Origin of the sequence: Xanthomonas hortorum (assembly GCF_024339125.1) — a bacterium.
In the GTDB taxonomy this organism is placed as follows: domain Bacteria; phylum Pseudomonadota; class Gammaproteobacteria; order Xanthomonadales; family Xanthomonadaceae; genus Xanthomonas; species Xanthomonas hortorum.
Genome location: NZ_CP101417.1, coordinates 4,690,650 through 4,711,933, shown reverse-complemented (window position 1 = coordinate 4,711,933; position 21,284 = coordinate 4,690,650). Strand labels below are relative to the sequence as shown.

The 21,284-nt window shown below is 60.3% G+C and carries 25 protein-coding genes and 1 tRNA gene; 11 read left to right on the top strand and 15 right to left on the bottom strand.

The window, feature by feature from the left end; translation table 11 throughout:
• Nucleotides 1–113 precede the first annotated feature (113 nt).
• Both uvrB and NMB96_RS20160 read left to right on the top strand, forming a co-directional pair.
• On the top strand, nucleotides 114–2,135 hold the full coding sequence (gene uvrB / locus NMB96_RS20165) for an excinuclease ABC subunit UvrB (protein WP_023904433.1): 2,022 nt from the start codon (nucleotides 114–116) through the stop codon (nucleotides 2,133–2,135).
• A gap of 97 nt (nucleotides 2,136–2,232) precedes the next feature.
• Nucleotides 2,233–2,307, top strand: a tRNA-Val gene (locus NMB96_RS20160).
• Nucleotides 2,308–2,403: 96 nt separating this feature from the next.
• On the opposite strand, the gene NMB96_RS20155 is transcribed toward NMB96_RS20160, so the two are convergent.
• From NMB96_RS20155 to NMB96_RS20145, 3 genes are read right to left on the bottom strand one after another with little or no spacing between them, the layout of a single operon-like run.
• Entirely contained in the window at nucleotides 2,404–4,617 is a 2,214-nt protein-coding gene (locus NMB96_RS20155) for a phage tail tape measure protein (RefSeq protein ID WP_052334185.1), read from the bottom strand.
• Nucleotides 4,618–4,652: 35 nt separating this feature from the next.
• On the bottom strand, nucleotides 4,653–5,240 hold the full coding sequence (locus NMB96_RS20150) for a tail assembly protein (protein ID WP_255085501.1): 588 nt from the start codon (nucleotides 5,238–5,240) through the stop codon (nucleotides 4,653–4,655).
• Nucleotides 5,237–6,076: a phage portal protein gene (locus NMB96_RS20145; RefSeq protein ID WP_255085500.1), complete on the bottom strand. Its 840-nt coding sequence runs from the start codon at nucleotides 6,074–6,076 to the stop codon at nucleotides 5,237–5,239. Before NMB96_RS20145 ends, NMB96_RS20150 begins: the two co-directional genes overlap by 4 nt.
• A gap of 78 nt (nucleotides 6,077–6,154) precedes the next feature.
• Between NMB96_RS20145 and NMB96_RS20140 the strand changes: the two genes are divergently transcribed.
• Nucleotides 6,155–7,135, top strand: coding sequence for an IS5 family transposase (locus tag NMB96_RS20140; RefSeq protein WP_183086593.1), 981 nt, complete (start codon nucleotides 6,155–6,157; stop codon nucleotides 7,133–7,135).
• Between the two features lie 104 nt (nucleotides 7,136–7,239).
• Here NMB96_RS20140 and NMB96_RS20135 read toward each other — a convergent pair whose 3' ends face one another.
• The 11 genes from NMB96_RS20135 to NMB96_RS20085 form a co-directional block, all read right to left on the bottom strand.
• Nucleotides 7,240–7,842: a phage portal protein gene (locus NMB96_RS20135; protein WP_255085499.1), complete on the bottom strand. Its 603-nt coding sequence runs from the start codon at nucleotides 7,840–7,842 to the stop codon at nucleotides 7,240–7,242.
• Between the two features lie 7 nt (nucleotides 7,843–7,849).
• Nucleotides 7,850–8,173 (bottom strand): hypothetical protein, encoded by a 324-nt coding sequence (locus tag NMB96_RS20130; RefSeq protein WP_023904429.1) that lies wholly within the window; start codon nucleotides 8,171–8,173, stop codon nucleotides 7,850–7,852.
• 8 nt (nucleotides 8,174–8,181) lie between these two features.
• Complete coding sequence (locus NMB96_RS20125; RefSeq protein ID WP_023904428.1) at nucleotides 8,182–9,174, bottom strand: hypothetical protein; 993 nt, start codon at nucleotides 9,172–9,174, stop codon at nucleotides 8,182–8,184.
• Nucleotides 9,175–9,232: 58 nt separating this feature from the next.
• The gene (locus NMB96_RS20120) at nucleotides 9,233–9,643 is read right to left on the bottom strand and encodes a terminase small subunit (RefSeq protein WP_255085498.1); all 411 of its coding nucleotides are present in this window, start codon (nucleotides 9,641–9,643) and stop codon (nucleotides 9,233–9,235) included.
• A 138-nt stretch (nucleotides 9,644–9,781) separates the two neighbouring features.
• Nucleotides 9,782–10,108 carry a hypothetical protein gene (locus NMB96_RS20115; RefSeq protein ID WP_255085497.1) on the bottom strand — a complete coding sequence of 109 codons (327 nt, stop codon included), beginning with the start codon at nucleotides 10,106–10,108 and terminating at the stop codon, nucleotides 9,782–9,784.
• Nucleotides 10,105–10,386, bottom strand: coding sequence for a hypothetical protein (locus NMB96_RS20110; RefSeq protein ID WP_255085495.1), 282 nt, complete (start codon nucleotides 10,384–10,386; stop codon nucleotides 10,105–10,107). The genes NMB96_RS20115 and NMB96_RS20110 overlap by 4 nt, the downstream gene beginning before the upstream one ends.
• Nucleotides 10,387–10,590: 204 nt before the next feature.
• Nucleotides 10,591–11,016 carry a hypothetical protein gene (locus NMB96_RS20105; protein WP_255085493.1) on the bottom strand — a complete coding sequence of 142 codons (426 nt, stop codon included), beginning with the start codon at nucleotides 11,014–11,016 and terminating at the stop codon, nucleotides 10,591–10,593.
• Nucleotides 11,006–11,203, bottom strand: coding sequence for a hypothetical protein (locus NMB96_RS20100; RefSeq protein ID WP_255085491.1), 198 nt, complete (start codon nucleotides 11,201–11,203; stop codon nucleotides 11,006–11,008). The genes NMB96_RS20105 and NMB96_RS20100 overlap by 11 nt, the downstream gene beginning before the upstream one ends.
• Entirely contained in the window at nucleotides 11,200–11,403 is a 204-nt protein-coding gene (locus NMB96_RS20095) for a helix-turn-helix domain-containing protein (protein ID WP_255085489.1), read from the bottom strand. Before NMB96_RS20095 ends, NMB96_RS20100 begins: the two co-directional genes overlap by 4 nt.
• On the bottom strand, nucleotides 11,400–11,741 hold the full coding sequence (locus tag NMB96_RS20090) for a hypothetical protein (protein WP_255085488.1): 342 nt from the start codon (nucleotides 11,739–11,741) through the stop codon (nucleotides 11,400–11,402). The genes NMB96_RS20095 and NMB96_RS20090 overlap by 4 nt, the downstream gene beginning before the upstream one ends.
• An 83-nt stretch (nucleotides 11,742–11,824) precedes the next feature.
• A complete protein-coding gene (locus tag NMB96_RS20085) occupies nucleotides 11,825–12,100 on the bottom strand; it encodes a helix-turn-helix domain-containing protein (RefSeq protein ID WP_255086997.1) in 276 nt (91 codons plus the stop codon).
• Between the two features lie 38 nt (nucleotides 12,101–12,138).
• On the opposite strand from NMB96_RS20085, the gene NMB96_RS23635 reads away from it, so the two are divergent.
• A complete protein-coding gene (locus NMB96_RS23635; protein WP_425520898.1) occupies nucleotides 12,139–12,615 on the top strand; it encodes an Arc family DNA-binding protein in 477 nt (158 codons plus the stop codon).
• Between the two features lie 331 nt (nucleotides 12,616–12,946).
• On the opposite strand, the gene NMB96_RS20075 is transcribed toward NMB96_RS23635, so the two are convergent.
• Nucleotides 12,947–14,089 (bottom strand): site-specific integrase, encoded by a 1,143-nt coding sequence (locus NMB96_RS20075; protein WP_255085486.1) that lies wholly within the window; start codon nucleotides 14,087–14,089, stop codon nucleotides 12,947–12,949.
• Nucleotides 14,090–14,442: 353 nt separating this feature from the next.
• Here NMB96_RS20075 and NMB96_RS20070 point away from each other — a divergent pair, with 353 nt between their 5' ends.
• The 7 genes from NMB96_RS20070 to virB11 all read left to right on the top strand — a co-directional run bounded on the left by NMB96_RS20070 (nucleotide 14,443) and on the right by virB11 (nucleotide 21,274).
• Entirely contained in the window at nucleotides 14,443–14,685 is a 243-nt protein-coding gene (locus NMB96_RS20070) for a hypothetical protein (protein WP_023904420.1), read from the top strand.
• Between the two features lie 37 nt (nucleotides 14,686–14,722).
• Nucleotides 14,723–16,396 (top strand): type IV secretory system conjugative DNA transfer family protein, encoded by a 1,674-nt coding sequence (locus NMB96_RS20065; RefSeq protein WP_255085483.1) that lies wholly within the window; start codon nucleotides 14,723–14,725, stop codon nucleotides 16,394–16,396.
• A gap of 345 nt (nucleotides 16,397–16,741) precedes the next feature.
• The gene (locus NMB96_RS20060) at nucleotides 16,742–17,152 is read left to right on the top strand and encodes a TcpQ domain-containing protein (protein ID WP_006449256.1); all 411 of its coding nucleotides are present in this window, start codon (nucleotides 16,742–16,744) and stop codon (nucleotides 17,150–17,152) included.
• Nucleotides 17,153–17,281: 129 nt separating this feature from the next.
• On the top strand, nucleotides 17,282–18,289 hold the full coding sequence (locus NMB96_RS20055; protein WP_043889824.1) for a VirB8/TrbF family protein: 1,008 nt from the start codon (nucleotides 17,282–17,284) through the stop codon (nucleotides 18,287–18,289).
• The gene (locus tag NMB96_RS20050; RefSeq protein WP_255085482.1) at nucleotides 18,286–19,053 is read left to right on the top strand and encodes a TrbG/VirB9 family P-type conjugative transfer protein; all 768 of its coding nucleotides are present in this window, start codon (nucleotides 18,286–18,288) and stop codon (nucleotides 19,051–19,053) included. Before NMB96_RS20055 ends, NMB96_RS20050 begins: the two co-directional genes overlap by 4 nt.
• A complete protein-coding gene (locus NMB96_RS20045) occupies nucleotides 19,050–20,219 on the top strand; it encodes a TrbI/VirB10 family protein (protein ID WP_310888839.1) in 1,170 nt (389 codons plus the stop codon). The genes NMB96_RS20050 and NMB96_RS20045 overlap by 4 nt, the downstream gene beginning before the upstream one ends.
• 5 nt (nucleotides 20,220–20,224) lie before the next feature.
• Nucleotides 20,225–21,274 (top strand): P-type DNA transfer ATPase VirB11, encoded by a 1,050-nt coding sequence (virB11, locus tag NMB96_RS20040; protein WP_183086726.1) that lies wholly within the window; start codon nucleotides 20,225–20,227, stop codon nucleotides 21,272–21,274.
• The last annotated feature ends 10 nt before the right edge of the window (nucleotides 21,275–21,284 follow it).

Here is a 21,284-nt window from a genome sequence, read left to right as displayed (position 1 = left end):
AGTCTCAACATTGGTTGCCTGCCAGGTAACGCTGTCTCCACTTGCATGAGTGTCAGAGTTTTACCGACGCTGGCCTCCGTAAATTCGTGCAGCCTTCCCCCGAGACTCGCTCCATGACCGACCGTTTCCAGCTCGTATCCCCGTACTCCCCAGCCGGCGACCAGCCGGCAGCCATCGACAAGCTGGTGGCCAACTTCGAAGCAGGCCTGGCCAAGCAGACCTTGTTGGGCGTGACCGGCTCGGGCAAGACCTACACCATCGCCAACGTGATCGAGCAGGTGCAGAAGCCGACCCTGGTGATGGCGCCGAACAAGACGTTGGCGGCGCAGTTGTACGGCGAGTTCAAGTCGTTTTTTCCAAACAACGCGGTGGAGTACTTCGTCAGCTACTACGACTACTACCAACCCGAGGCCTACGTGCCGTCGTCGGATACCTTCATCGAGAAGGACAGTTCGATCAACGAGCACATTGAGCAGATGCGGTTGTCCGCCACCAAGACCTTGCTGTCGCGTCGCGATTCGCTGGTGGTGGCCACGGTCTCGGCGATCTACGGTCTGGGCGCGCCGGAAGACTATTTGTCGCTGCGCTTGATCCTCTCAGTGGGCGAGCACATCGATCAGCGCAAGTTGATCCGTCATCTCAGCGATCTGCAGTACACGCGCAACGAATTCGAGCTGACGCGCGGCGCGTTCCGCGTGCGTGGCGAGGTGCTCGATGTCTTCCCGGCCGAGTCGGACACCGAGGCATTGCGTATCGAGTTGTTCGACGGCGACATCGAGCAGCTGACCTTGTTCGATCCGCTCACCGGCGAAACATTGCGCAAGTTGCAGCGCTACACCGTGTATCCCAAGACGCATTACGCGACTACGCGCGAGCGTACGCTCAGTGCGGTGGATACGATCAAGGAGGAGCTCAAGGAACGGCTGGAGCAGTTGTACTCGCAGAACAAACTGGTCGAAGCGCAGCGCCTGGCGCAGCGCACCCAGTTCGACCTCGAGATGATGGCTGAAGTCGGCTTCTGCAACGGCATCGAAAACTACTCGCGGCATCTCACCGGCAAGGCGCCTGGCGAACCGCCGCCGACGTTGTTCGACTACTTGCCGCCGGATGCGCTATTGGTCATCGATGAGTCGCATGTGACCATTCCGCAGATCGGCGCGATGTACAAGGGAGACCGTTCGCGCAAGGAAACGCTGGTGGAGTTCGGCTTCCGTCTTCCCTCCGCGTTGGATAACCGGCCGCTGCGTTTTGAAGAGTGGGAAGCGCGCTCGCCGCGCAGCATCTACGTGTCGGCCACGCCGGGTCCATACGAACTGCGTGAGTCTGCAGGCGAGATCACCGAGCTGGTGGTGCGCCCGACCGGCCTGATCGACCCGGTGGTCGAAATCCGCCCGGTCGGCACGCAGGTCGACGACCTGATGTCCGAGATCCATGAGCGCATCAAGCTCGGCGATCGCGTGTTGGTGACCACGCTAACCAAGCGCATGTCCGAGAACCTCACCGAATACCTGGGTGAGCATGGCATTCGTGTGCGCTACCTGCATTCGGACATCGACACCGTTGAGCGGGTGGAGATCATCCGCGATCTGCGCCTTGGCAAATTCGACGTGCTGGTCGGCATCAATCTGCTGCGCGAAGGTCTGGACATGCCGGAAGTGTCGCTGGTGGCGATCCTGGATGCCGACAAGGAGGGCTTCCTGCGTTCGACTGGTTCGTTGATCCAGACGATCGGGCGCGCCGCGCGCAACCTGCGTGGCAAGGCAATCCTGTATGCCGACAAGATGACGCGTTCGATGCAGGCGGCGATCGACGAAACCGACCGTCGTCGCGAGAAGCAGGTCGAGTACAACCTCGAACATGGCATCACGCCGAAATCCGTGCAGCGCCCGATCTCCGACATCATGGAAGGCGCGCGCGAGGATGCCGCCGAGAAGAAAGCCGGCAAGGGTCGTTCGAAGTCACGTCAGATCGCCGAAGACACTGTCGACTACCGCGCGATGGGGCCGGCCCAGATCGCCGGCAAGCTCAAGAGCCTGGAGCAGCAGATGTACCAGCACGCCAAGGATCTTGAGTTCGAGGCCGCAGCGCAGATTCGCGACCAGATCCAGAAATTGAAGGCGGCGAGCCTGGCGTAAGGCGGGGCAGGGTGCTCACGTGCAGGGAGGGCTTGTGGCCCGCAAAACCCTGCGCTAGAATGCGCGCCCTGCACAGCGCAATGCTGACGCAGGAAACGGGCGGTTAGCTCAGCGGTAGAGCACTACCTTGACATGGTAGGGGTCACAGGTTCGAACCCTGTACCGCCCACCACTCAAGCCTATGAAATCAGGGCCAAAAGTGGAAACGAAGAAAGCCGGCCATGAGCCGGCTTTTTGTTGTCCTGCAACCGTCCTGCAAACTGCGTTGTTACCTGCCTCGTCCGCCTGGGGAGAACAGTCCACCGGGCCGCATCTGCTGCTGAAGCACATTCACCACGACGGGCTGAATCATTTGCGACAGCGCGCGCATCATTGCGTTCTCGTCGCCCTGTGTTGTCGTGGTGGTAGTGCCGTCGCTTTGAATAACGTTGCTGATATTCACGGTGACGCCGCCAGCTGCTGCCGAGTTCACCTCGCCCACGGTGCGCCCTGCAGTGATCGGCACCACGCGGCCACCCTGGTTGCCTGGGATCATGTAAGTCTTGCCGCCGGCCTCGTACATCTCCGGCCGTCCGCCTTCGCCCACCTCGTAGATGGATCCGCCAGCCACTGGGCCACCGCCAGCACGCTGACCGGCGACGGCAGCGCCGATCGCAGCAACCCAGCTGTTGCCGGAACTCGCCGCCATCGTGCCCAGGGCCTTCAGTAGCTGCGAGGCGGCCAAGTCGGCCATCATCCGCTGGATGGTCTTGGCGAAGCCCTCGACCATTCCGCCCAGCCCCTCATCGAACGGCTCGAATAGGAAATCGGCGAACGCGCCCTGCATACTTCGAGCGGCCTCCAAGCCGAACTCCTTCATCATGTCGTTGCCTTCCTTGGTCTTGGCGATCATGGCTTCATAGCTCTCGTCGTAGATCGCCGCGTAGTCGTCCATAGCGTCCTTGGTGACGGCATAGCTCTCCAGCAGCCGCGCCTGCTCTTCGCTCAGCGCGCCGAACGCGCCGGTGCGGATGTCATAGGCGACCTTCGCGGCCTCGCCGATCTGCCCGTGCAGCGCCAATTCGCGCTCCAGGCTCGCCAGGTAGGTGTTGGCCTTTTCGTCGGTCGCGCCGTAGATGGCCGCGATGTCTTCGTTGACGTCCTTGATCTCGGCCAACTGCAGCAGGCTCTGCGCCTGCGCGCCGGTGATGCCCTTCAGCGATCCGCTTTGGAGCTCGTACAGCACCTTGGCGTATTCGGTGTTCTGGCCGGTGAGCGCCAATTGCTTGGCCAGCTCCGCCGACATTGCGGTGTAAGTCTTCTGCAGCTCAGCGGCAGCCTTGCCCGCCTCCTTGTCGGTGTATTCGAAGGTCGCCGTCTTGGTGGGCCGCACCAGCGCCGCATCGTCCGGCAGCGCGCCGTTCTCCAGCAGCTTCACTTCAGGCCGGTTGCGCTTTGTGATCTCACGCTGCAAGGCCAGCTGTTGCCGCAGCAGATCGTTGAGCTGCTCCTGCTTCTTGAGCGACTCCGGCTCAACGGCCTGGACGAGTCGCCGCTGCGCAGACACCACGCCCAGCTGCTCGTTAAGTCCACCAGTGGATGCATCGCCCAAAGCCGATGCGTCTGCGCCTTCAAGTGCCCGAAGCTCACTTACGCGGCCGATGTAGTTGGCCACCATTACGACGCCGGCAGCCATTTCGGCAGTCAAGCTGCCGACGAATCGCGTGATCGAGACAAACGCTGATTTGGTGCTGTCCGAACCCAAGAACGCCGTCAGCTCCTTGACCTGCGGCAACAGCTCGGCACCAACCTGATTCCTCAGACCCTGGAACGCCAGATCCATCTCTGCTGTCTGGACGCGAAGCTCCTTCAGCGACTTCGTGGTCTGCGCATCCAGAACGACACCCAGCCGCTCGGCTTCGTCGCCCCACTTCCGGAAGCCCTCACCATTCTTCGCCAGCAGCGGCGCCAACAGCGTGGCATCGTTCGCGATCGCCTCAAGGTAGGTGACCATGTCGGCCTGCGGCACGCCAGCCTTCTCGAGGGCGCTGTAGTACTTGCCCAGCGCCTCTGGCCCGCTGAGGTTGCGGAACTCCTTTGCGGTCAGCCCGACCTTGGGCGCGATGTTGGTGAAAAAGTCCGTGAGCTCTCCGCCGCCCGTTTGGAGAAAGTCGCCGATCTTCTCTTGCGTGTCTTTGAAGATATCGGACAGCTTGTCCTGCTGGATGCCGACCGTCGACGCGCCGGCGGCGAGCCGCTGGAACGTCTGCTCGCTGGTGCCGGACAGCCGGGCGAATCGCTCGATCTCAGCAGACGAGTTAGCCAGCTGCCGCGTCCAGTTGAGGACAGCAGTGCCGGCAACTGCCAGGCCGCCCACTACTGCACCACCGATCTTGCCGAATGCTGCACCGACTTCGACGGCGGTGGTCTGCGAGTCCTTGCCGAACTTGCGGACCTGCTTGCTCGCGCGATCAGCATCGGTCTCGAACGAGCCGGTCCGCATGAGTAAATCAACGACAATACTTCCAGCCGTACCCATCAGACTTGGTCCTCGGCGAAGATGCCGCCACTGATAACGGCCGAGCCAGTCCAGGTATCGCCGTATGCCACAGGCACTGGATTGCCCTGCGCCTGCATGTTCACTGGTCCGTTGAACGCATAGCTTGGGCGGTTATCGGGACTGTCTTGCGTGCCCAAGCCTTTCTGCGTTGGCGAGAGCATCTGCACGACACCTCCAAGCACCATCGAGACACCCGCGCTGATGAGGGGTGCGCCGAAAGGTGTGGCGATGGCGATGAATCCAGCAACGATCAAGACGGCGCCGATGATGGTCTGCAACACGCCGCCGCGCTTTGCACCCTGCAGTACCGGCGCGATGCGGATTGCGTCATCTCCGGGCGGGTCGTGCAGCTGATCTTTGTTGAGGTTGCGGCGACCGTTGAATACAGCGAACGTCAGGCCGCGGTCCTTGGCGCCCATCAAGAACGCTTGAAAGCCTGGCAGTTGGACTGACAGCGCGCGGATGGCCTCGGCCGGCGACGCCACTGCCAGCCGGAACTCCTTGCCGAATTTGGCCCTCAGGACGCCATAGAGGCGGACAGTGCGGACCTTGGGAATATCCATCATCTTGCCGGCTCCGAGTTTTCGAATTGAGCGGAGTGAATGCGATGCAGCCAGCGATTAGGAGCAATCTCCACATCCCAGCTACCATCGTCGTGGTTGAACTTGGCGCGCTGCTTCGGCTGGCCGCTTGGCAGCTCCCTGGTGAGGAAGCGGGCAGGGTTCAGACCGCGCTCACCGGTGCCGCCGGTGGCGAACGGATCCGGGGAGCTGTCGCGGCGCGCGAGGGCCTCTAGGCTGTAGTTCTGCTGCTGCAGGTAGACGCTGTCGCCGCCAGTGAGCGGAGAGAGCCCGAAGCGGCGGCGTGCTTCGTTGGGCGCTTCGATGCCAGCGCCGGTGAGCGCTGCATGCACTTCCGCCTGCTTGCCGAGATCCATGCGCAGTAGCGGCTCCAGATTGAGCTCCACGCCGATCTCATCACCCAGGCCCAACGCCTGGTCCAGACAGTCCTCCATCGCCTCGATACGCGCCTGCAGAGCGTCGGCGTAATACATCTGGTTGAGGTCGTCGACCTTCATGCCGGCGGGGATACTGCCGATGCCGACCTTGAACGGTGGGATGCCGAATGCATGCGCGATCTGCTCATCGGAATAGCGCAGCTGCTCCACCATCTGCGAGTCGATCGCCTTGAAGGCGAACGATGTGAACTTCATGTCCGCGCCGATCACCGCGACCTTGCCAGCGTTCGCCCCCTGGAAGTTGGTGTTCCAGTATTCCTTGACCGCCTGTGCGTCGGTTTCCGACATGCCCGCAGGTGCCGTCAGGATGCCGCCCGGGTTCGCTCCGTTTGTGAAAAATTTGGTCGCGTCTTGCTGGATGCGAATGTTCTTGTTCGCGGCCAAGGTGGCTGCATCTAGGGAACCTCTGAACAACGCACCACAGATACGCGACACTACCCGCCTGATGTTGAGGAGTGATCCATGCAACTGACGTTCGGTGACGCTGAGGGCCTGGGCAAGCGCAAGCAGACCCGGCGCGAGATCTTTCTGGCCGAGATGGAGCAGGTGGTTCCGTGGCAGCAACTGCTCGGTCTGATCGCGCCGCACTATCCGGTATCGGGCCGGCCAGGTCGGCAGCCGTACGCACTGGCGACGATGTTGCGGATTCATCTGCTGCAGCAGTGGTATGCGCTGAGCGATCCGGCGATGGAAGAAGCACTGCACGAGATCCCGACCTTGCGGCGGTTTGCCCAGCTCGGTGGCTTGGACAACGTTCCGGACGAGACCACGATTCTCAACTTTCGGCGCCTGCTGGAGACCCATGGCCTTGCCGCGCGGATGCTGGAAGCGGTCAACGCGCATCTGGCGCGCAAGGGCCAGAGCCTGCGGTCGGGCACGATCGTCGATGCGACGCTGATCGCGGCGCCCAGTTCGACCAAGAATGCCGACAACGCGCGCGACCCTGAGATGCATCAGACCAAGAAGGGCAATCAGTGGTATTTCGGGATGAAGGCGCACATCGGCGTGGATGAATTTTCCGGGTTGGTGCACCACGTCCATTGCACAGCCGCCAACGTCGCCGATGTCACGGTGATGCACACGTTGCTGCATGGCAAAGAAGACAGCGTGTTCGGCGATAGCGGCTACACCGGTGCGGACAAACGCGAAGAACTGCAGGCCTGCAAGGCTGCATTCTTCATCGCCGCCAGGCCCTCGACGATGCAAGCCCTCGGCAACAAACGCGAGCGTGCTCGGGAAAGACGTTGGGAACACTTCAAGGCCAGCGTGCGCGCGAAGGTGGAGCATCCATTCCGGGTGATCAAGCGCCAGTTCGGCTACACCAAGGTCCGCTATCGCGGCCTGGCCAAGAACACCGCGCAGGTGCTGACCTTGTTTGCGCTATCGAACCTGTGGATGAAGCGAAAGCAGTTACTGCCGACGATGGGGAACGTGCGCCTGTAACCCGGGCAACACCCTGCAAACGCGCCGGAAACGGCAAAAAAATCGAGGATCTGAGCGCCGTCAGCCTGGTCGATGTGGTTAGGCTCATCCTCCGATGCCGTTGATCAGACCATCCCTAGCGGGCCCACACCAATCAGCTGATGGAAAAGCGCCATCTCTCGATCATGGATGATCTCGGTGGCCGGCACGATCAGCTCATCGCCCGAATATTTTTCGGGCAACAGGTTCTCCGGCCGGCCATATCGCAGCTGGTAGAAGACGTCGCCCGTTGGGGCGATCAATGATTCCACGCGACTCGGGTCCAGCACCCACAGATGCGTAACAGCACCGCTGCTGTTCCGGCCTTTCAGCACGTAGGTATTGCCGTGGCTGAGCTTAGACAGGATCCAGGCCTCGCGGAACTGCGCGGGCGTCTGGTAGACATTCTGCCGCCGTAGCAGCGGGCTGATGGTCTGGTGCCGGTCAGCGCCCCAAAGGCCGTTTGCGTCGCGCCGCTTAAGCGTGAAAGGCAGCTTGCCGATATCGCTGGAAATGCGCGACATGCACGCGTACACCGTGCTGTACGTCTCCAGCTCTCTGGGCGTGGCGATCGACTGGTTGCGCTGCCAAGCACCGGTGAAAGGCTCCAGAATATTGCGCCAGCCGCCGCCCCCGGGTGGTGCGACTGCAGTAGCGGCTGCCGGCGCGCGCCGAGTGACCAGCGACATCAGTCGATCAGCGATACCCATCGAGCACCCCACGCATGTACTGCCGAACGATGTAAGCAACACCCTCTTCGATGCTGAGCCGCTGGGAGATCACTGCCCGCGCATCGTGTTCGATGCGCACGCGCCTCTCATCCGTCCAGGGATCGCCGCCCAAAGCCAGCGGCACCCAGCACTCGGTGCCGGTTGCATCGAACGTGGCAGTGACTGCGATCATGGTGTTGCCTTGAATCAGGCCGGCGGACACGTGGAAGCTGCAGCAGTCCTCGCGGTATGCGCGCGCCACCTGTTCGGCCAAAGCTTTCAGCGCCTCTTGGTAGGCGGTTCCGATCAATGGTTGGCTCACGGGGCAGGCTCCTCACCCACCACCACCATGGGGGATGCAGCGGCGAGGTGGAAATTGCGCTCTGCGAGCAGTGCGATGCTGTTGGTCTGAAAAAGGGACACCATCTGCGCTGGGCTCGTCGGCGTATCGGCCAGGCTGATCAGCGCGTGGCCCGCGCTGCGCACCTCGAGCCCCTGGTCGCGGATGGCGATGCGCGAAGCCGGAATCACGTACATGTCTGCAATTTCGTCCATCGCGACGACCTGCACGCCCGGGATGAAGGTGCCGCCGCGCAATCCCATGCCGCCGCGATTTTCCAGCCGTGTCGCGAGGTCCATCACGTCCACCGCCGGCGCGGCGACCACGTACCCATCCGATGGTCCAGCAGCGAACATGCCTGCGCGAAGATTGGCCAGAGGGTCACCGCTGGGCGCGACATATCTCGGTGCGTTGTCGAGCAGCTGCGCCAGCACCGAAGAGTTGATAGCGCGAGTCACGCTCTTGCGCAGCTCGCTTTCGAAGATGGTCTGCCCGCCGATTGCGCGGACCAGTTCTTGTGTCATGACCACGATCGCGGCCGCCTTCTGCAGCTCCACGTCTTCCGTGCCGAGCTGCAGGTTCTTGACCACCTTCGGGTCCCCTTCCTTGGTGACGTTGGCGCTGTAGCCCGTGCCGACCAGCACGCTTGAGACGTTGAGCGGCAGCACGGAGCCGTAAGGGATGATCTGGTCGAGCAGAGAGCCCTCAGCGATGCTTCCGATATAGCTAGCGGCCAGTGCCGCAGCATTTTGGTTCTGCCACACCTCGCCGAAAGTGGATTCCGCCACAGCCTTCTGGACCAACGCGGACGGGTGAGAGGCGAGGGCGGTGCGGAAGTTCTTGCCGTTGAGCATCATGCCAAGAGCAATTTCGACGAACGCCTTTGCCCTGGCAGAGCTGCATTCGTTGGCCACCGCCACGTCGAGAGCGGTGCGGGCGCGGGAAAGGGCAGCAAACTGCATGGGGTCCATCTGGGGCGTCTCCGGTAGTTGATGGGTCCACCGTACCGAGGCCGCTTAAAATCAATCGCTATCGTGCGATTTTCCGGAGTTGCTCGATTTCGTCCGGCACTACGGCCAGTTCAGGCACTGCGGGGCAGCGCTCGCGCAGGTGATCCAGCACAGCGTTGGTCGCCACGTACCAGGTCGCCGCCTGCACCCCTGCGAGCCGTTTCTTGTCGATCCCGTTGGCGAGGCGCATCGAATCGCATGCCGCGTGCGCGATCACGGTGGGGACCGCGCTGGCAAGCTCAAGGTAAATCTGCTGGCGCTCGCCGGCCTGCCGCCATTGCAGCACCTTTGCGGGATCGACCAGCGCCGCATGGCCGCGCCCGCGGTGGCCACGGTGGACCACCGGACAGCCTTGCCGCACCCAGCGCCGTAGCGTTCCAGTGGGAATGCCCAACTCGGCGGCGGCCCGATCAAGCGGAACCCCATGCATGGTGGGCCTGTCAGGGTCCAAAGTGCCTCCCCATATTTTCAAAATCTAATTTTGACGGTGCAAAAATTTGCCTGAGCGGCCGGTGTCCGATGGGGGCGATTTGAATTTTTCGCACGCCCCCCCGGGGCCGCTCGGCTGTCATCGATCAGGTCCGCACGCGGCGACCTTGCCGGCGCGTCGGTGGTTGGCGGACGTAGTGCGGCGCGGTGCTCGCCAATGGGTAGGCTCTGGCTCGGCGAGGCCGGGATGCACCAGCTCGCCGTAATGCAGCAGGCTGGCGGCGGCCAAGATCGAGCGCATGGCGCGTGGAAGCCTGAGCAGCACCGTGGCGATGGGCAGCGTTGCGGCTTCCTCGCGTGCCTCGCTGCTGGCGCCGGTGCGTTGCAGGTGCGCCCTCAATGCATCGCGTGCTGCTGTGTCCAACCAGGCGGCTCTGTCAGTTGGTGTGTGTGTGCTGGTGCTCATGCTCGCCTCCGCAATGCCGTACGTCCGTAGTCCATGGGCGGCACAGGCAGGCAGATGCCATCCCATCGCTTGCTTGCCATGCCGGTTGAGTAGAGCTCTGCCAGTGCGCACTGCAGGCCGAGCGCATCGGTGCAGCAGTAGGTCGCCAGCCGATTGAGGTCTGGCAAGTGAACAAGGCCATCGGGATCCGCGCTGTCTGCCAGCAGCACCAGCAGCAACTTGGAGTCAGGGCTGGGTGCGAGTTGGCCGAATGCCCAGGCCAATGCTTCAGTGCTCATGGCTGCCTCCCTGTGTGGGCGCCGACGAAAAGCCAGAGCAGATGCGCTCCGCTTGGTTTAGATCTATAGAGCTGTACACATAGCGACCTCAAACCGCTGTGGATAACCGCCCGACTGGTACACATAGCGACCTCTGAGGTCTGTATGCGGGCTAATCCATAGGCCAATTGGCCCGCATAGCGACCTGATTGGCCCACATAGCGACTACGCATTGCGTTTTTGCTGCCAGAGATTGAGTGGCAGAGTTGTTGCCCGCTCTGTGTGCTTTTCTGACTCGTCGATTGCGTAGTAACTGATGGCATACAGACTGCACAGATGCTTGCCACCCTTGCGTGTTTCGACGACCCAACCAGACTCCAGAAGCTCAAGCTTCGCGGCGTGTACCGTCGCTTTGCTGCGCCACCCACGGTTGTGCAGCAGCGACCACGGGATACTGAGATCGCCGTTCTTGCCGGGTCGGTATTGCCTGGCCAGCTCGAGCAGCAATTTGACTGCGTTGCCGGAGAGGCGGCCGAATTCCTCGCTGTCAGCGATGCGGTGCTCGATCGCCAGGAACGGCGCGCCCTTGCTGCGCCCCTTGAACTTGGCGCGTTTGTTTGCCGCGATTGGCTTGCGGTACTCATCGGGCATCACGCTCACTCGTTGCCATTGCATTGGCTTGCGCGCGCAGCTGCATCCGCCGACGTGCGAAGGGGCTGTTCGGATCGGCGTCCAAGCGCTCTAACGCCTCCACCAGCAAATCAACGCGGCTGGGAGAGCGGGGCGGTAGCTGGCGCACGACGCGCGCAGAGGGGAAGGGCAGCACGGTGGCGCTCATGCATCACCGCCTTTCACCGCGCGATAGGCGGCCTTGTAGCGGTAGGCAGTGGCGCGGCTCATGCCCCACCGATCCATCATCTCGCTGGCGGTCGCTTTCTGCCGGCGCGCCTGCATCCACTGGGTGAAGCGCAGGGCGAACTCGATTTGCGATTGCACGCCCGGGCATTCGCCGAACCATTGGGGCTTGCGGCCGCTCATGCCTGCCACCCCAACTGCGCCTGCACGGCATCGCGGTACTGCTGACCGAAGCGGCCAGCGCGCGTTACGATCCAGCTCAGAATCAGCTCGCGCGGCTCGCCGTCCGGATGGGACTCGGCGCTGCTGCGATTGCACTCGCGGCACAGGATCCAGCTCAGTTCGCCGAACGCGAACGCCCTGGTCGACCTGTTGCTCTCGAAGTAGCCGATCGGGCGGTTGCAGCAGTCGCAGGCGATCGGGTCACGGCGCGTCGGCCTGGTGGCGTAGGTGTTGCCTGACAGCAGGGAGGGGTGGCTGCCAGTTGCGGCAGCGCGCGGATGATGTACAGTTGTGCTCATGGCTTGATCGTTCCTCGTTAGGGTTCGGGCTTGTCTTCTACGGCTCGGGCGTTGGCGCGCTCGGGCCGTTTCTATTTGCGGGGTCAAGCAAGACTCCGGCGGGATGCTTCGCTCTCCTGCGCCTCGATGAATTGCTGCAGCGCGCGTGCCGACACCATGCGGCGCTTGCCCAGCTTGAAGGTCACCAATCCAGCCTTGCTGATTGCCTTGTAAAACGCGCTGCGGCTCATGCCGGTGGCGGCAATGGCCTGTTCGACGGTGTAGCTGAGTTTGATTGGCTGGCTCTGATTGATCATTTGTGCTCCGTTGCGTTGTGGTGTTTTGTGGTGGCTTATAGCCATCATCTGGCTATTAGCCATCAATGTCAACTAGCCATCATTCCCGTAAAATTCCGGCCATGAACAAGCCCATACAGCCACAAGAGAAATTTGTGATTCGCTTCCCCGATGGGATGCGTGATCGCATCGCTGAGGCGGCAGACAGGGCAGGTCGATCAATGAACGCCGAGATCGTCCATCGTCTGGAACAGTCGTTCGGTGAGCAGCGCAGCGAACCTGTGGATATCGATCCTCAGCGGGTCGTACATGACGCCTATAGGCGCATGGCTGATGTCGTCCACGCGCTTGAAAGATTCCAAGCGGACAACAAAGCGCGGCTAAGTAAGCTCAAGCCGCGATCGCAGGATGCAGTGGCGCTTCAATCAGAAGTAACGAAGGGTGACCAGGTACTTGAGCTCTACCAATTGGAGCTGCAAAGGCTCTTCACCTTGTTGGGAGAAATAGCTATTGAAAAAGCGCGTGGTACGGATGCAGATAGCAAGTGGATTAAGACGCGGGCGCGCCAGTTGAAACTGAGCCTGTTCGAGCCTGTCTAGGCTTCTCGGCCAATGCCGGGTATGTCGGACATGCCGGGATTCGAACCCTGGGCGGGCTTATCCACCGGTGGTGGGAAAGCAGCAACTGCCGGAATCCCGGCAGTTGGTCCAGACGCCGGATATGGCGTTTGCCCCCCTTCTCCTCACGTTGAGGAAAAGCCCTGCACGCCGCATGTCCTCAAATTGAGGAGATCTCCGCCAACGGCGGAAATCCCCACCGGTGGTGGAGATTACCCGCATTGCAGGTAAAGCCCGGGATACCGGGGATTCCCGGTATCGCCGATAGCGGATTTCCCTTATCGGTCCGTCCGCCGCCGGCGGTTGGATGCGGTCAGAGCCTGGCCACGGCCTCGGCCAGCTTGTCCGGCGCCAGGTGGGCGTAGCGCAGCGTCATGCGGATGTCGGAGTGCCCCAGCAGCTCACGCACGGTGTTGAGGTCGACGCCGGCCATCACCAGGCGGCTGGCGAACGTGTGCCGCAGATCGTGGAAGCGGAAGCCGGGTAGGGCGATCGTGTCGCATAGCTCCTCCCAACTGCTGCTGATGTTGTCCATGCGCCGGCCTGTCCTGGGCGATGGGAACACCAGGCCGATGCCGGCGCCTTGTTCGCGCCAGCGCGCGAGCGTGTCGTGTGCCTCGCTGTTGAGGGGGATGTGGCGGGCCTTGCGGCTCTTCGCGTTGGCCACGGTGACTGTGACGAGCTTGCCCGGCAGGTTGACGTCTGCCCAGTCCAGGCCGAGCAGCTCGCCGCGGCGCATGCCGGTGTTCAGCGCCACCAGCACCATCGGCAACAGGTGAGGGGCGCGGCCTTGGCTGCGCTGCTGCAGGCCGGCGCGTAGCTGGCGTTCCTCTTCGTGCGTCAGGTACCGCACGCGGCTGTCATCGGCGCCCTTTGCTTGCTTCACCGTGCGCATGGGGTGCTGGTCGATCATTCCCCAGTCGACCGCACGCGACAGCGCGCCACGGATGCGGGAGAGATCGCGGTTCACCGTCGACGGCTTGATGCCGGCTTTCAGGCGCTGCGACTTGAACCGCTCCAGGTCGAACGCGCAGATGGCGCTGAGCGGCTTGTCTACGATCTCGGTGAAGTGGGCCGCGATCGCGTCCACGGTGGCCTGGCCGGCCTTCTGGTTGGCCTTGGCCCATGGGCCGTAATGGTCCCGCACGAATGATCCCAGCGTGGCCGGCTTCGGCCTGGCCGCCTCGATCACCGCCAGCGGCGCGCCGTGTGCGGCGATCTCGCCGGCGAGTTTCCTGGCGCGCTCGCGAGCACTTTCGAGGGGCAGGGCGGGGTAGTCGCCGAAGATGCGTTCCTGCCCGCGGCCCCACACGATGGCCCAGCAACGCGCACCAGTGGCAGAGACACGCAGCACCAGGCCCGGCACGGTCGCATCGCGCATCCGGTAGGCTTTGCCTGTTGCCTTCGCGCTATCGACGGAACGCCGCGTCAGCGGCTCGCGGGTGATCTTCGGCATGGCTTCCTGCAACGCTCCTGCAAAAAAGCAAACGTATATGGACGCACTCGCATCCAATGAGACGTTTAATCAAGGCTTTGCAGGCTAATGCCTTACTACAGCTACCCCTAGAATCCCGTTGACATGGTAGGGGTCACAGGTTCGAACCCTGTACCGCCCACCACTCCAAGTCCGGATGCACGGCGACTTGAGTGGTTTGAACACGATCATCTTGTTGCGATCTCAATATAGCCATCGGCACGCGTCGTTTGCATAAGGCTGGTCTGCGGATCTGTCAGCGTTGTTGAAACCGCTTTCTCCATCACACGTCTTGCTTTAGCATCGCTTCCGCGCTGACGAAAGGAAGGCTGGCAATGGACGAGTATCAGCACACCGTGCTGACCAGAGGGAGATACCGTGTGGTGGCAATCACCCGGGAAGAAATCTACGCGCCTGACACGGTGGTGGCATATGCCGTTGTGACAGACGCCGGTACCCGGATAACGCCGGATCTCTCCCTGGATCAAGCCAAGGTCTGGATCGACTCGCTGGTCGAGAGCGAAAGCGGCGGGCGCAAGTCAGATCTGATCGATCACAAGCCGGTTGTCCGTCGCTAGACGTCCGTCGAGATGTAAGCCTAAGGAGTAGGGTCGCGTGTCCAAAGCTAAAATAATTGCAATCGCCACTGCGGTGACGTTGCTCGTTGGATATGCCCTGTCCGGGTATCTGACATTGCTGCTGTTGCGACTCGATACCGGGTTGTATTCCTGGGACACCTACTACCGCTACGTCAGCGCGTTGGGATTGCCGGAAGTGGCGCCTTACGCGACCAAGATCAAGATGGCTGGCGTGCTCGGCTTTGGTCTGCCGGGGATCGTCTGGGCCATTACGGTTGTGCTTGTGCTCAAGCCAAAGCCACGTGCGCTGCATGGTGACGCGCGCTTTGCCGGAGCCGCAGATCTTTCCAAGCACGGGTTGTTCAAGCCGAGTGGTAATGGAATTGTCGTCGGCAAGTTCAACGGCAAGCTGGTGCGACTAAGCGGGCAGCAATTCGTGATCCTTGCCGCGCCCACGCGCTCCGGCAAGGGCGTTGGTGTAGTCATCCCCAATCTGCTCGAATATCAGGAATCGATCGTTGTCCTGGACATCAAGCAGGAAAACTTCGACCTGACCAGTGGCTGGCGCGCCAGCCAAGGGCATGAGGTCTTTCTCTTCAATCCGTTTGCGGAAGACAGGCGTACCCACCGCTGGAATCCCCTGACCTACGTGTCGAACGATCCCGCGTTCCGCGTGTCGGACCTGATGAGCATCGCGGCCATGCTGTATCCAGACGGATCGGACGATCAAAAATTCTGGGTCAGCCAGGCGCGCAATGCGTTCATGGCGTTCGCGCTGTACCTGTTCGAAAACCAGGATGAGGAACTGTCACTTGGCTTCCCGGGCGGCGCAGGTGCGCCCACGCTCGGCGGCATTTATCGGCTGTCGTCCGGAGATGGCACAGACCTGAAGAAATATCTGAAGTCACTCTCCGAGCGCAGATTCCTTAGCAGCAACGCACGCTCGGCGTTTGCCAACATGCTGTCACAAGCCGATGAGACCTTTGCATCGATCATGGGCACCTTGAAAGAGCCGCTCAACGCATGGATCAACCCCGTACTGGATGCGGCAACCAGTGCTGACGACTTCATGCTGACCGATCTTCGCAAGAAGAAGATGACCATCTACATCGGCATCCAGCCCAACAAGCTCGCCGAAAGCAGGCTGATCATCAACCTGCTCTTCAGCCAGATCATCAACCTCAACACGCGGGAGCTTCCGAAGTCCAATCCGGAACTCAAGTACCAGTGCTTGTTGTTGATGGACGAATTCACCTCAATCGGCAAAGTCGACATCATCGCGACCGCGGTCGCGTACATGGCGGGGTACAACCTCAGGCTGCTGCCGATCATCCAGAGCATGGCGCAGCTGGATGCGACATACGGTAAAGACCTGTCGCGCACCATCATCACCAACCACGCGCTGCAGATCCTGTACGCGCCGCGCGAGCAGCAGGACGCGAACGATTACTCGGAGATGCTGGGTTACACGACGATCAAGAAGAAAAACATCACCCGGGGCCGAGAGACGACCCGTAGTGTTTCCGAAGAGCGGCGTGCACTGATGCTTCCCCAGGAGCTCAAGGCAATGGGCAACGAGAAAGAAGTGTTCCTGTATGAAGGTATTCCGCATCCTGTGAAGTGCGACAAGATCCGCTACTACGAAGATCGTTACTTCACCGCGCGACTGCTGCCCAAGACGGACGTGAAAACGCTTTCCATTAGAGTGTGATATCCATCACGTTTTGGGTGCATGTGTGGATGGGTAATTCTTGACTCATGTGTCCGTTAAAGGCAAAGTTACCCGAAATTCCTGCATTGTTGATTTTTTGTTAAGGGGCGGCGCCGGACGGGGTCGTATAGGAGTAAGGCTATGGATGGTTCTTCTGTGTGCTCATCTTTGTCTACGCGTATGCGCTGCACTGCTTCGCCCGCTTGGGCGGGTCATGTGCGCCTCGCGTTTCCAACCGGTTTCTCAAAGCCCTCATAGCTCCGCCACTGTTAGGTGCGCGGGGCTGCAGTGCTGCCCATCATCAAGCCCGAAATTTCCTGAGTTGGAGAAGTCAGAGTGAATCCGATGTATGTGTCCAAGCTGTCATTGGTGTTAGCGGCTGCCATGTTGGCTGGCGCCTGCGCGACCAAGCCTGCTCCTGACTTTGGCGGGCGCTGGAAGCACGTCAATCACTTTGACGAGGCCCCGACCGAAATTCCGCTCTACACCTCCTACACGTATCAGGCCACGCCGATGGATGGCACGCTGAAGACAATGCTTGAGCGTTGGGCCGCAGACTCCAACATGCAGTTGTCCTACAACTTGCCGTCGGACTACACCCTGATCGCACCAGTTTCGAATATCAGCACCACCAGCGTGCAGCAGGCCGCCACTGAGCTCAGTGCTGTGTACGCGGCGCAAGGAGTCTCGGTATCAGTGTCTGCCAACAAGCTGCTCGTGCAGCCCGTAGCGGTATCAACCGGATCCAAGCTTTAAGGACGCGTCGACTGATGCGATGCACCTGTGGCATCACATTTACAAGGACGTCCATGCCTCCCAGATGCCCGCAACCCATCGCGGCAACAGTTTCAGGCCTGACAAGGCCCCACGGTGACGGATCTAGACATGTTGCGTAAGAAGGTCAGTGAGAAAGATGGATCTGCCCAAGTCGGTGCAGCCGTCCAGAAGGCGGTTAATTACGAGGTGAGCATCGCTGATCTTGCGCGCCGCAGTGAAAAGCGTGCGTGGATTGTGGCGACCTTGTCGATGGTCGTGACGGTCATGACTGCGGGCGGCTATTACTACATGTTGCCGTTGAAGGAGAAAGTGCCTTATCTGGTCATGGCAGACGCCTATTCGGGCACAAGCACTATCGCCAAGCTTGAAGCGAATTTTGGTGGGCGGACGATTACTACGAGTGAGGCCTTGGCGCGCAGCAATATCGCACGCTTCATCATTGCCCGCGAATCGTTCGATTTGTCGATCATCGGTCAGCGTGACTGGAATACCGTGTCAGCAATGGGCACGACAAATGTTGTAAACGAATATCGCGCACTGCATTCTTCAAACAATCCTCTACGGCCGTTGAATATATACGGCAAGCTTCGTGCAGTGCGCGTCAATATCCTGAGTATCACGCTGATTGGTGGGAAAGGCCAACCTTACAAAGGTGCGACCGTGCGCTTCCAGCGAACCGTATATGACAAGAATTCAACGCTTTCCACGCTGCTCGATAACAAAATTGCGACTATGGGATTCGTCTATCAGGACAATCTGGAGATGAGTGATAGCCTGCGTGTCGAAAATCCCCTTGGATTTCGGGTGACAGATTATCGGGTCGATAACGACTACTCCTCGCTGCCAGCAGCGCCTGCGGCTGGTGCCGTCATCAACGCGCAGCCTCAAGCAGCGGCACAGCAGCCTGGCACGGGCGTTGTCGATCCGAATGCGGCAAATGTCTCTGGTGCAGTCCCGCAAGGCGGCGTTCCGCTCCAGCAAGGAGCCTTGCCGCAGGGTGGCGTGCCGCAACAGCAAGCACAGCCAGCGTTTCCCGATCAGATGCAGCCACCGGGTCAGCCTGCGATTCAACCCCAAGGGACGCCGAATAATGTCAATGGAGCAAGCGGTCGATGAAACTCTTTAATCGGTACAGGGCTGCGTTATTTTCAGCACTGCCACTTGCACTATGTGCTTTTTCAGTAGCGGCGCAGGTGGTTCAGGAATACGAATATGCGCCTGATCGTATCTATCAGGTGCGTACGGGTCTGGGGATTACCACTCAGGTCGAGCTGAGCCCGAATGAGAAAATCCTGGACTACAGTACCGGGTTCACTGGTGGCTGGGAACTCACTCGGCGTGAGAATGTATTTTATCTGAAACCCAAAAATGTCGACGTCGACACGAACATGATGATTCGTACGGCGACGCATTCTTACATTCTTGAGCTCAAGGTGGTTGCAACAGATTGGCAGCGCCTCGAGCAGGCGAAACAGGCGGGTGTTCAATACAAGGTTGTGTTCACCTACCCGAAAGACACGAGCTTCAACAACGTGGAAGATGCAGACACATCGAAGAAAGGTCCACTGTTGAACGCAAAGATCCTGAAGGATCGTCGTTACTACTATGATTATGATTACTCCACGCGTACCAAGAAATCCTGGTTGATTCCAAGCCGGGTGTACGATGATGGCAAGTTTACTTACATCAACATGGATTTGACGCGTTTTCCGACTGGGAATTTCCCAGCGGTATTCGCTCGAGAGAAAGAACATGCCGAGGATTTTCTCGTCAATACGACGGTGGAAGGCAATACCCTGATTGTGCATGGGACCTATCCTTTCCTGGTGGTTCGCCACGGCGATAACGTCCTCGGTCTGCGAAGGAACAAGCAAAAGTGAACTCGAATATTCCAAACAGCCCAGACGATCACTCCCCGGCAAACCGCGGGGAAGAGCCGCGAAACGGCGAGTACGATGAGCGCAACAACCCGTACTTTGCACGTCAACAGGCAGGTGCCACGCCTGACCTGGATGCTAATGAGCCGGTGCTACGCTCCAGCGACATCAAGCGGCTGAACCGTAAGGCGCTCGTGTTTCTGGCTGCCATCGCCGCTCTGCTGATTCTCGTTATTTTCTGGCTAGCAACGCAAAGTGGGGACGATTCGGCACCGCCGAAGCCGCGAGCTGAGACTGTTGTGGCGCCTGCGCTACCGCAAAATATGACTGCGCCCGTCGAAGAGGCACCCGTGCCTCTCGCGCAGCAGCCGAGTCTGCCGCCACTGCCGCCGATGCCGACTGTTGATAGCGAAGAGGCCGGTTCTGCGCCGGAACGTCAGCGCGGTCCTACATTGTTGGAGCGCCGAATCCTCGCCGAATCCGCTGTGAATGGCGCAGGCATGCCCGGTCAACCTGGTCCGCCAGCTGCACCTGGAGAGGAAGACACTGCTGTCACACTGGCAAAGCCGATTAGCAACCCGGACGGATTGTTGGTGCGTGGTACGTACATTCGCTGCATTCTCGAGACCCGGATCATTTCCGATTTCGGTGGCTATACATCTTGCATCGTGACTGAGCCGGTGTACTCCATCAACGGGCATAACCTGCTGCTGCCGAAGGGTTCCAAGATGCTTGGTCAGTATGGCGCCGGAGAGCCAACGACACGGCGCCTGCAGGTGGTCTGGGATCGGGTTACCACGCCGACCGGGCTGGATGTCACGCTCGTGGGGCCTGGTATTGATACGTTGGGCAGCGCTGGCCATCCAGGCAACTACAACGCCCATTGGGGCAACAAGATTGCATCGGCTCTGTTCATCAGTTTGCTGAGCGATGCCTTCAAGTATGCGGCTGCCGAATATGGTCCAGAAACGACCACAATCGGTGTTGGCAGCGGGATCGTCACTCAGCAGCCTTTTGAAAGTAATACCGCCCGCAGCATGCAGCAGCTTGCCGAGCAGGCTGTCGAAAAGTCTGGGCGCCGTCCGGCAACCTTGACGATCAATCAGGGCACCGTGTTGAACGTTTATGTTGCCAAGGACGTCGATTTCTCGGCGGTCCTGCCGAAGTGAATGACATGGCTGCCATGACGATCGATGATTCCCCGACAGCGCGCATTTCGAACGACTTCCTGGATTACCAGTACTCAGTGCTGGGAATCCTGGATTACCTGAATTCGCCTGACGTGACCGAAATTTGCATCAATCGTCCGGGTGAGTTGTATCTTGAGACCATTCATGGGTGGCAGCGGGTTGATGTGCCGTCCCTCACCTACGATCGGGCTCGGCAGTTTTGTACGGCGGTCGTCAACGAGAGCAATACCGGACAACGTATTACTGACGCTGACCCGGTGGTGTCACTGACTTTTCCGACCGGGCAGCGCGCGCAGTTCGTGATGCCGCCGGCATGTGATGCCGGCAAGGTATCCATCACTATCCGGCTTCCTTCCAAGCACACCAAGTCGCTGGAGCAGTACAAACACGACGGTTTCTTCGACGAGGTGCTGGAACAGTCTGCGGATGTCAGCGATCATGATCAGGAGTTGCTGGAGTTACGACGCAAGCGTGACTATGCCGAGTTCTTCAAAAAGTGCGTGTTGTACAAGAAGAACGTCGTCGTTGCTGGAGCGACCGGCAGCGGCAAGACCACCTTCATGAAGGCGTTGGTCAATCATATTCCGAACCAAGAGCGCCTGGTGACCATCGAGGACGCTAGAGAGCTTTTTATCAGTCAGCCTAATTCCGTGCACCTGCTGTACTCGAAGGGCGGGCAGAGCGCCAGCAACGTGACTGCCAAGAGTTGTATGGAGGCGTGCCTGCGCATGAAGCCGGATCGCATCATCCTGGCCGAGTTGCGAGGTGATGAGTCGTTCTACTTCATCCGTAACTGCGCTTCGGGACATCCGGGTTCCATCACCAGTTGCCACGCCGGTAGTGTCGAGCAGACCTGGGACCAGTTGGCCTTGATGGTGAAAGCATCCAACGAAGGCTCTGGTCTGGAGTTCGAGGTGATCAAGCGTTTGCTGAGAATGACCATCGACATCGTGGTTCACATCAAGGCGCACGCGGGACGGCGGTTCATTACAGGCATCGACTTCGATCCTCTGAGAACCTTGCGCGGCAGTTGAGAGGTAAATT

Coding starts and splice junctions, on each gene's coding strand:
- NMB96_RS20150 (WP_255085501.1), bottom strand. CDS start 5,240: ATGATGGATATTCCCAAGGTCCGCACTGTCCGCCTCTATGGCGTCCTG.
- NMB96_RS20140 (WP_183086593.1), top strand. CDS start 6,155: ATGCAACTGACGTTCGGTGACGCTGAGGGCCTGGGCAAGCGCAAGCAG.
- virB11 (WP_183086726.1), top strand. CDS start 20,225: ATGGCTGCCATGACGATCGATGATTCCCCGACAGCGCGCATTTCGAAC.
- NMB96_RS20050 (WP_255085482.1), top strand. CDS start 18,286: ATGAAACTCTTTAATCGGTACAGGGCTGCGTTATTTTCAGCACTGCCA.
- NMB96_RS20120 (WP_255085498.1), bottom strand. CDS start 9,643: ATGCATGGGGTTCCGCTTGATCGGGCCGCCGCCGAGTTGGGCATTCCC.
- NMB96_RS20060 (WP_006449256.1), top strand. CDS start 16,742: ATGTATGTGTCCAAGCTGTCATTGGTGTTAGCGGCTGCCATGTTGGCT.
- NMB96_RS20085 (WP_255086997.1), bottom strand. CDS start 12,100: ATGGCTAATAGCCAGATGATGGCTATAAGCCACCACAAAACACCACAA.
- NMB96_RS20100 (WP_255085491.1), bottom strand. CDS start 11,203: ATGAGCGCCACCGTGCTGCCCTTCCCCTCTGCGCGCGTCGTGCGCCAG.
- NMB96_RS20155 (WP_052334185.1), bottom strand. CDS start 4,617: ATGCGGACCGGCTCGTTCGAGACCGATGCTGATCGCGCGAGCAAGCAG.
- NMB96_RS20125 (WP_023904428.1), bottom strand. CDS start 9,174: ATGGACCCCATGCAGTTTGCTGCCCTTTCCCGCGCCCGCACCGCTCTC.
- NMB96_RS20090 (WP_255085488.1), bottom strand. CDS start 11,741: ATGAGCACAACTGTACATCATCCGCGCGCTGCCGCAACTGGCAGCCAC.
- NMB96_RS23635 (WP_425520898.1), top strand. CDS start 12,139: ATGAACAAGCCCATACAGCCACAAGAGAAATTTGTGATTCGCTTCCCC.
- NMB96_RS20110 (WP_255085495.1), bottom strand. CDS start 10,386: ATGAGCACTGAAGCATTGGCCTGGGCATTCGGCCAACTCGCACCCAGC.
- NMB96_RS20115 (WP_255085497.1), bottom strand. CDS start 10,108: ATGAGCACCAGCACACACACACCAACTGACAGAGCCGCCTGGTTGGAC.
- NMB96_RS20055 (WP_043889824.1), top strand. CDS start 17,282: ATGTTGCGTAAGAAGGTCAGTGAGAAAGATGGATCTGCCCAAGTCGGT.
- uvrB (WP_023904433.1), top strand. CDS start 114: ATGACCGACCGTTTCCAGCTCGTATCCCCGTACTCCCCAGCCGGCGAC.
- NMB96_RS20135 (WP_255085499.1), bottom strand. CDS start 7,842: ATGTCGCTGGTCACTCGGCGCGCGCCGGCAGCCGCTACTGCAGTCGCA.
- NMB96_RS20095 (WP_255085489.1), bottom strand. CDS start 11,403: ATGAGCGGCCGCAAGCCCCAATGGTTCGGCGAATGCCCGGGCGTGCAA.
- NMB96_RS20070 (WP_023904420.1), top strand. CDS start 14,443: ATGGACGAGTATCAGCACACCGTGCTGACCAGAGGGAGATACCGTGTG.
- NMB96_RS20105 (WP_255085493.1), bottom strand. CDS start 11,016: ATGCCCGATGAGTACCGCAAGCCAATCGCGGCAAACAAACGCGCCAAG.
- NMB96_RS20075 (WP_255085486.1), bottom strand. CDS start 14,089: ATGCCGAAGATCACCCGCGAGCCGCTGACGCGGCGTTCCGTCGATAGC.